The following is an 8886-nucleotide window of genomic DNA, read 5'->3' on the forward strand; positions in this document are numbered from 1 at the left end:
CGCTGAACCCGTGCCGCGAATTCTGGTTCGACATCGTGACCGCCGCGCATGCCGAGGCGCTCGATGCTGCGGGGCGGCGCGACTACCAGGAGGTCGGTCATCCGCTGCTCGCCGAATGGGGCAGGCAGACGCAGGCGCAACTGCACATGCTGCACGAACTGACCGAAAGCGCCGCGTCGGGCGATGCGTCGCGTTTCGTCGAGAATCCCGCGCCCACCTGGCTCGCGCGCGTGCAGAACGCGATCCTCGAATTGCAGCCGGAAGCCGACATCGGCGACACGCCGGTCGAGCGGGGGATCGAGGTGCACGTGTGCCACAGCCTCGCACGCCAGCTCGAGGTGCTGCACGACCGGCTGCTTGCCTGGTTCGACGCCGATGCGAGCCTGCAGCCGTCCGACGTGCTCGTCGCGGTCGCCGATCTCGCCGCGGCCGGGCCGCTGATCGACGCGGTGTTCGGCACGGCCGGCGCTGGTGGCGCGCGGGTGCCGTACCGGATCACCGGCCTGCCGCCGTCGCAGGCGAACCCGGTCGCGCGCGTGCTGCTCGACTGGCTCGCGTTGCCGGAACGGCAGGTCGGCGCGCCGGAGCTGGTCGAATGGCTGCGCGTGGATGCGGTGGCCGCGCGCTACGACATCGACGCGGCCGCGCTCGAAACGGTGCAGACCTGGCTCGCGGCCGCCGGCGCGCGGCGCGGGCTGTCGCCGCTCGCGAGCGACGACGCGGCCGTGCCCGCGCCGCGCCATACGTTCTCCGATGCGCTTGCGCGGCTCTTTCTCGGCTATGCGATGCCCGAAGGCGCGGCGCCGATCGGCGCATGGCTGCCGATCGAGGCGGCCACCGGCAGCGAGGCCGAACTGCTCGGCCGGCTCGCACGGTTTACCGACGATCTCGACGGCTTCGCGCGGCGGCTCGCGGAGTCGCACACGCCGCGCGGCTGGAGCGAACTGTTTGCCGACACGCTCGCGCGCTTCTTCGATTCGGGCGCCGCGTATGCCGACGCGCTGGCCGGCGTGCGCGACGCGCTCGACGCGATGCTGGCCGCGATGACGGAAGGGGCGCCGGACGAGGCGTTGCCGGCGGCCGTCGTGCGCGCGGGGCTCGCCGCGGCGCTCGACGATCCGGCCCGCGGCGGGGTGCCGTGGGGCGGCGTCACGTTCTCTTCGCTGACGAGCTTGCGCGGGCTGCCGTATCGCGTCGTCTGCCTGCTCGGGATGGACGATGGCGTGCTGCCAAGTCTCGCGCGCGCGGACGAATTCGACCTGATGGCCGTGCTGCCGAAGCTGGGCGACCGGCAGCGTCGCGACGACGAGCGCAATCTGTTTCTCGACCTGTTGCTCGCCGCGCGCGACCGCCTGCTGATTGCTTATACGGGCCGCAGCATCCGCGACAATGCGCCGTTGCCGCCCGCGGCGCTCGTCGACGAGCTGCTCGATCATCTGGCGATCGTCACGGCCGGGCCCGGCGCCGCACCGGATGCGGTGGATGCCGCACGGCGCGCGTTCATCGTCGAGCATCCGCTGCAACCGTTCGCGGCCGCGTATTTCCAGCCGGGCAGCGAACTCGTGTCGTACGACGCCGAGCGGGCGACGCTCGCGTCGCTGCTGGCCGCCGAAGCGTCGCGCGGCGAGCCGCGCGAGCAGCCGTTCTTCGCGCAGCCGCTGCCAGCCGAGCCGGTCGAGCCCGTCGCGTTCAGCGAATTCGAACGCTTCTGGCGGCATCCGGCGCGTGCGTTGCTACGCGGCCGGCTCGGCATCGTGCTCGCCGACGCACAGGCCGAACTGCTCGATACCGAGCCATTCGCGCTGGACTTTGCCGGCAGCGACGCGCTGGCCGAGCGCGTGCTGCCGCTCCTGATCGAAGCGGGCGAGGGTGGCGTGCACGATCACGCGCTGCGCATTGCGGACGCGAGCCCCGAACTGCCCGGCGGCGCGACGGGGGCGGTGTGGCGCGACCAGGCGCTCGGTTCGATGACGCAGCTTGCGTCGAACGTGCGCCGTGCGCTGGCCGACGGCATCGAGCGGCGGCCGTTCTCGCTCATCGTCGCACCGAAGTGGCCCGACACCGAGCAGGCGCTGTTCGGCGCCGACGACGCGATGCTGGCGGCCGACGCGGTGAGCGCGCCGCTCGAACTGCACGGCACGCTGAACCGGCTGACGCCGGCCGGGCAGGTCATCTACCGCTATGCGCGGCCGAGCGCGCGCGATTACCTGTCCGCGTGGCTCGCGCATCTCGTCTACTGTGCGATCGAGTCCGGCGGCCCGCGCCGCACGCTGTGGTTCGGCAGCGGCGGTGCGTTCGAGCTGACGCCCGTCGCGGCGCCGCTCGAACGGCTCGCGCCGCTGGCCGCGCTGTTTCGCGCGGGGCGGCGCATGCCGCTGCGGTTTTTCCCGCGCAGTGCGTGGGCGCGGGTATCCGACGGCGAGGCGAAGGCCGCGAGCGTGTGGATCAACGAGCGGGTCGTGAGCGAAGCCGACGACCCGGCCATCGCGATCGCGTGGCGCGGCGCGCATCCGTCGCTCGACGAGCCGTTCGGCACGCTCGCGCGACTCGTGTTCGAGCCGCTCGTCGAACATCTGAAGGAGGTCGCATGAGCGCCGTGTCGCAGCAGCAGGCGCTCGAACTCGACGTGTTCGCCTGCCCGCTCGACGGCGTCAACCAGATCGAGGCGTCGGCCGGCACCGGCAAGACCTGGAACATCTGCGCGCTGTACGTGCGCCTGCTGCTCGAAAAGGATCTCGGCGCGGACGAGATCCTCGTCGTGACCTTCACGAAAGCGGCGACGGCCGAGCTGCACGAGCGGATTCGCAGCCGGCTCGCGCAGCTTGCGCATGCGCTCGACACGGGTGACGACGGCGGAGATCCGTTCATCGCGCGCCTGCTGGAGACCACGCTCGGCGATGACGGCGCGCTCGACTCGGAGACGGCCGCGAAGCGGATCCGGCGCGCGCTGCGCGCGTTCGACCAGGCGGCGATCCATACGATCCACGCGTTCTGCCAGCGCGCGCTGCAGGAAGCGCCGTTCGCGGCCGCGATGCCGTTCGCGTTCGACATGGAGGCCGACGATGCGTCGCTGCGCTTCGAACTCGCGGCGGATTTCTGGCGCACGCGTGTCGAACCGGCGGCCGCGCGCTGGCCGGGCTTCGCGACCTGGCTCGTCGAATCGGGCGCCGGCCCGGCCGCGCTCGATGCACAGCTTGCACGCCGGCTGAAGAAGCCGCTCGCCGCGCTGCGCTGGGATGGCGTGACCGAGCCGGACGAATCAGCCGAAGCAGCGGCGGCCGAATGCTTCGCCGAGGCGGCGCGGATGTGGGCGGCCGAGCGCGACGCGATCGATGCGTTGCTGCGCGCCGCGCAGCCCGTACTGAATCAACGCTCGCACAAGCCCGACGCGGTTGCCGATGCGCTCGCCGCGTGGGCCGTGCATTTCGAGCAGGGCGACGCGACGGCCGCGCTGCCGAAAGCCGCGCTGAAGCTCACGCAAACCGCGCTGACGAAGGCGACCAAAAAAGGCGGTGCGACACCCGCACATGCGTTCTTCGACGTGGCCGACGCGCTCGAAGCGGCCGTGGCCGCAGCCGAGGCCGCGCAGCGCGCGCGCTGGCTCGCGCTGATCGCCGAATGGCTCGACATGGCGCCCGGCGAGCTGGCCGAGCGCAAGCGCACGCGGCGCGTCGTATCGTTCGACGACCTGCTCGCGAACCTGTATCACGCGCTGCACGCGCATTCGTGGCTCGCCGAGACGCTGCGCGCGCGCTATCCGGCCGCGTTGATCGACGAGTTCCAGGATACCGATCCGCTGCAGTTCGCGATCTTCGACCGGATCTTCGCGCCGCGCGGCCCGTTGTTTCTCGTCGGCGATCCGAAGCAGGCGATCTACAGTTTCCGCGCGGCCGACCTGCATACCTATCTCGCCGCGCGCGCACGGGCGAGCGCGTGCTACACGCTCGCGGTCAACCAGCGCTCGACACCCGCGATCGTCGAAGCGTGCAACCGCTTCTTCCTGTCGAATCCGCGCGCGTTTGTGCTCGACGGGCTCGACTATTACGCGGTGCGCGCCGGCACGCGTGTGCGTGCGCCGTTCGTCGACGAGACCGATCCGGGCCCGGCCGGCGATTTCCGGGTGTGGGCGCTGCCGGGCGGCGAAGGTACGCTGCTCAAGCGCGATGCGCAGGCGCAGGCTGCACAGGCCTGCGCGGCCGAGATCGCGCGGCTGATGCGCGGCGCGCGTGAAGGGCGAGTGCGGTTGGGAGAGTCGCCGTTGTCGCCGGGCGACATCGCGGTGCTCGTGCAGACGCACCGGCAGGGCAGCCTCGTGAAGCGCGTGCTCGCGACGTGGGGCATCGGCAGCGTCGAGCTGGCTCAGGCGTCGGTGTTTTCGACCGGCGACGCCGAACAGCTCGAACGCGTGCTGGCGGCGATCGATGCGCCAGGCGACCTGCGGCGTCTGCGCGCGGCGCTCGCGTCCGACTGGTTCGGGCTCGATGCCGGCGCGCTGTGGCGGATGGAGCAGGGCGACGGCGATGCGCCACCCGGCGCGTCGGCGGCCGACAGTGCGGACGCGATGAGCTGGGTCGAGCGCTTCTCGCGGTATCGGCTGCTGTGGCGCGAACGCGGCTTCGCGGTGATGTGGCGCACGTTCACGCGCGAGCTGCGGATCGCCGAACGGCTGATGGGCGGTGCGGACGGCGAACGTCGCGTGACCGACATCAACCATCTGGCCGAGTTGACGCAGGCACGGGCGTCCGCGCAACCGGGTATCGCGCCGACGCTGCGCTGGCTGGCCGCGCAACGGCTGGACGGCGGCGGCGAGGAAGCGCAACTGCGGCTCGAATCCGATCGAAACCTCGTGCAGATCGTCACGGTGCACAAGTCGAAGGGGCTCGAATACGCGGTCGTGTTCTGTCCGTTCCTCAACGACGGCGGGCTGCGCGAGCCGCCGTCTTCCGCGCTGCCCGATGCGCGCGAGTATCACGACGACGCGGGCGATGCGGTGCTGCATTACGGATGCGACGACGAAGCGGCCGCGCACGCGGCGCGGCAGGCGCTGCGCGAGCAGGCTGCGGAGCGCGCGCGGCTCGTCTACGTGGCGCTCACGCGCGCGGTGTATCGCTGCTATGTCGTCGCCGGGCCCTACCTGTCGTCGCGTTCGACGCGCGAAGCGCGGCGCAGCGTGCTCAACTGGCTCGTCGCCGGTGCCGGCCATGCGTTCGATGCGTGGCTCGACGAGCCGCCCGACGAAGCCGCGCTCGAGGCGGCATGGCGCGCGCTCGCGGGCGGCCCCGTGAGCGTCGCGCCGCTGCCCGTGCCCGCGCGCCGCGAGCGTCTCGCGGCCGGGCACGACGCGTCGCAGACGCTCGCGGCGCGCCATGCGACGCGCGTGCTGCGCGATGCGTGGCGGATGGCGAGCTTCAGCTCGCTGACCGCGTCGATGGCGCGCGAGGAGGCGGGCGTCGCGGCCGTGCCCGACGACGAACTGCGGCCCGATCACGATGCGCTCGCCGCGGTAACGCCGGACGGCGAACTGATATTCGCCGATACGGTTGCGACCGACCCGCCGGACGACGACATCCTCGTGTTCCCGCGCGGCGCGGCGGCCGGCGAATGCCTGCACCGCCTGTTCGAACTCAGCCGGTTCACGGAGCCCGAATCGTGGCATGCGGCCGCGCTCGGCGCGCTGCACGACCGGCCGGTCGAGGCCGAGCCGGCGCTTGCGGCGCGTCTGCCGGCGATGATGGTGCGGCTCGTCGACGACGTCGTGCACACCGAGCTCGTGCCGGGCATGCGGCTCGTCGATCTCGATCCGGCGAAGCGGCTCGACGAAATGGGTTTCCTGTTTCCGGCGCCGTCGCTGGACCTGCTGGCGCTGCGCCGGCTACTGGTCGCGCACGGTTATCCGGACGTTGCACTAGAGGCGGGCACGCTCGCCGGTTTCATCAAGGGTTTCATCGACATGATCGTCGAACACGACGGCCGTTTCTGGATCGTCGACTGGAAGTCGAACCACCTCGGCACGACACCGGACGCCTACGGCCCGCGCGCGCTCGACGTCGCGATGGCCGATCACGCATATCACCTGCAGGCGCTGCTCTATACGGTCGCGCTGCATCGCTACCTGTGCGGCCGGTTGCCGGATTACGACTACGACACGCATATCGCGGGTTACCTGTACCTGTTCGTGCGCGGCGTGCGGCCAGGTTGGCGCAGCGGCGGCGAGCCGGCCGGCGTGCATGCGCGGCGGCCCGCCCGCGCGCTCGTCGACGCACTCGACCGGATGATGGAAGGGGGCCGCGCATGACCGCATCCGACGACATGCTCGAATTCACCGGCGGTCTCGTCGCGCGGCTGCCCGAGCCGGCCGATTTCGGCATTGCGCTCGCGGAAGGCTTCGCGCGCCGCATCGGCGACCTGGCGCGACGTGCCGGTGCGCCGTCCGCGTCGGCACGCTGGGCGGCGCGTGCCGCGTTCGCGACGAGCCGTGCGACCGCGAGCGGCCACGTGTGCGTCGCGCTTGGCGCGCTTGCACTGCGTTACGAAGCGCCGCTCGGCGAGGTCCGCGCGGCGCTTGCCGCGAGCGGCGTGGTCGCGTTCGGCACGCTTGCGCGCGGCGACGAGCGGCCGCTGATCGTCGACCGGCTCGATCACCTGTACCTGTCGCGCTATTTCGATTACGAACGGCGGCTCGCCGATGCGCTCGTCGCGCAGGCCGGCGTCGCCGCGCCGGACGAAGGCCTGTCGCCCGACCGGTTGCGCGACAGTCTCGCCCGTTACTTCGGGCCGGCCACCGGTGAAGTCGACTGGCAGCGCGTCGCGGCGATCGTCGCGCTGACCGGCCGCGTGACGATCGTCAGCGGCGGGCCGGGCACGGGCAAGACGACGACCGTCGTCGGCGTGCTGGCCTGTCTGCTCGACGCGCACCCGGGGCTGCGCATCGCGCTGGCCGCACCGACCGGCAAGGCCGCGCAGCGGATGCAGGAGGCGCTGCACGCGCGCGCCGGCGATCTGCCGCCCGAGCTCGCGGCGCGCCTGCCCGACACGTCGTACACGCTGCATCGGCTGCTGGGCGGCGGCGGGGCGGCCGGCTTTCGGCATCATCGCGACAATCCGTTGCCGTACGACCTGATCGTCGTCGACGAGGCGTCGATGATCGACGTTGCGCTCGCCGCGCATCTGCTCGACGCGCTCGCGCCCGGTGCGCGTCTCGTGTTGCTGGGCGACAAGGACCAGTTGGCGGCGGTCGAGGCCGGCGCCGTATTCGCGGAGCTGAGCGCGCGGCCGGCGTTCACCGCCGCGGCGCGCGCGCGCATCGCGCAGGCGCTCGGCATCGACGAGGCGACGTTCGTCGCGGCGTTGCCGGCGCCGGACGAGGCGGTGCCGGTAGCGGTTCCGGCCGCGCATCCGGTGTCCGCGTCCGCACGGGCCCCGGCGTCGCCATCGGCATCTGCGCCTGTTTCGCGCAAATCGGCGCCGCGGCCGAAAGTCGATGCGCGACAGGCGTCGCTGTTCGACGACGAACCGCAGGATGACGAAGTGTCGTCGACCGACATCGCGCCGCCCCCGCGCGCCGAGTCGGCACTGACCGCCGATGCCGGCGCACCAGACGGCAAGGCACCGGCCTGGATCGAGGCCGACGAACTCGCGTGGCTCGACACCGTCGAGCTGCCGCCATTCGACGCAGGCGATGCGGCGCTTGCATCGATGACGGCGCCCGCATCGCCATTGGCCGGCGAAGCGGCAGCCGCAGCCGCGTCCACCGGCACGCCCGCCGCGGCGCCGCTCGCGGACTGCGTCGTATGGCTCGAACGCAATTACCGCTTCGGTCTCGATTCGCCGATCGGGCGGCTGTCGCTCGCGATCCGCCGCGGCGACGTGCAGGCGGCGCTCGAAGCGCTGCCCGCCGACGATTCGGCCGCCGCATCGTTTCACGACGATGCGGGCGACACGCTGGCGTCGTCGACGGTCGAGCGGCTCGCCCGGCGTTTCGGCGTCTACCTTGACGCATTGCGCGATGCGCTGGCCGCGCCGGCGCCCGATCCGCTGCCGCTGTTCGACGCGCTCAACCGGTTCCGGATCCTGTGCGCGACCCGCAGCGGCTCGCGCGGCGCGGAACACGTCAATGCGCTGGTGGCCGCGCACGTGCGGCATGCGGCGCGCGTGCCGCTCGCGGTCGGCGCGCACTGGTTCACCGGGCGGCCGATCATGGTCACACGCAACGACTACGCGCTGGGGCTGTTCAACGGCGACATCGGCATCGCGCTGCCCGACGCGCATGGCGTGCTGCGTGTGTGGTTCCGGCGCGCGGACGGCACCGCGCGGGCGGTGTCGCCGGCTGCGCTGCCGCCGCACGAAACGGCGTTCGCGCTGACGGTGCACAAGTCGCAGGGCTCGGAATTCGACGAGGCGGCGCTCGTGCTGCCCGCGTCGTTCGGCCGGGTGCTGACGCGCGAGCTGGTCTATACGGCCGTCACGCGCGCCCGCACGCGCGTGCAGGTGATCGGGCCGCGGCGCGTGCTGGCGCAGGCGGTCGCGACACGCACGCAGCGCGATTCGGGGCTCGCGGCCCGCGTCGACGAGGCGCTTGCCCGGCGCCGCACGGAGGTTTCGCGATGATGATTCGCTACACGCTCGATCCGGCCGAGGTCGAATGGACGGCCGTGCGCGCGCAGGGCGCGGGCGGGCAGAACGTGAACAAGGTGTCGAGCGCGATTCATCTGCGCTTCGACATTCGCGCGTCGTCGCTGCCGCCGGTCCTCAAGGAGCGGCTGCTTGCGCTGTCCGACCAGCGCATCACGCGCGACGGCATCGTCGTGATCAAGTCGCAGGAATATCGGACGCAGGAGAAGAACCGCGAGGCCGCGCTGGCACGGCTCGATACGTTGATCGGCAGCG

General features: G+C 72.1%; 4 protein-coding genes. All 4 read left to right on the forward strand.

The window, feature by feature from the left end:
- The coding region (locus tag H3O04_RS31205; protein ID WP_202589152.1) for an exodeoxyribonuclease V subunit gamma at positions 1-2591 on the forward strand (2591 nt) is incomplete at its 5' end.
- The gene (gene recB, locus H3O04_RS31210) at positions 2588-6295 is read left to right on the forward strand and encodes an exodeoxyribonuclease V subunit beta (RefSeq protein ID WP_202589153.1); all 3708 of its coding nucleotides are present in this window, start codon (positions 2588-2590) and stop codon (positions 6293-6295) included. The genes H3O04_RS31205 and recB, both read left to right, overlap by 4 nt.
- Complete coding sequence (locus H3O04_RS31215; protein ID WP_202589154.1) at positions 6292-8607, forward strand: AAA family ATPase; 2316 nt, start codon at positions 6292-6294, stop codon at positions 8605-8607. The genes recB and H3O04_RS31215 overlap by 4 nt, the downstream gene beginning before the upstream one ends.
- A partial coding sequence (arfB, locus tag H3O04_RS31220) for an alternative ribosome rescue aminoacyl-tRNA hydrolase ArfB (RefSeq protein WP_202589155.1) occupies positions 8604-8886 on the forward strand: 283 nt, incomplete at its 3' end. The genes H3O04_RS31215 and arfB, both read left to right, overlap by 4 nt.

It is taken from the genome of Burkholderia sp. KCJ3K979, assembly GCF_016759955.1.
In the GTDB taxonomy this organism is placed as follows: domain Bacteria; phylum Pseudomonadota; class Gammaproteobacteria; order Burkholderiales; family Burkholderiaceae; genus Burkholderia; species Burkholderia orbicola.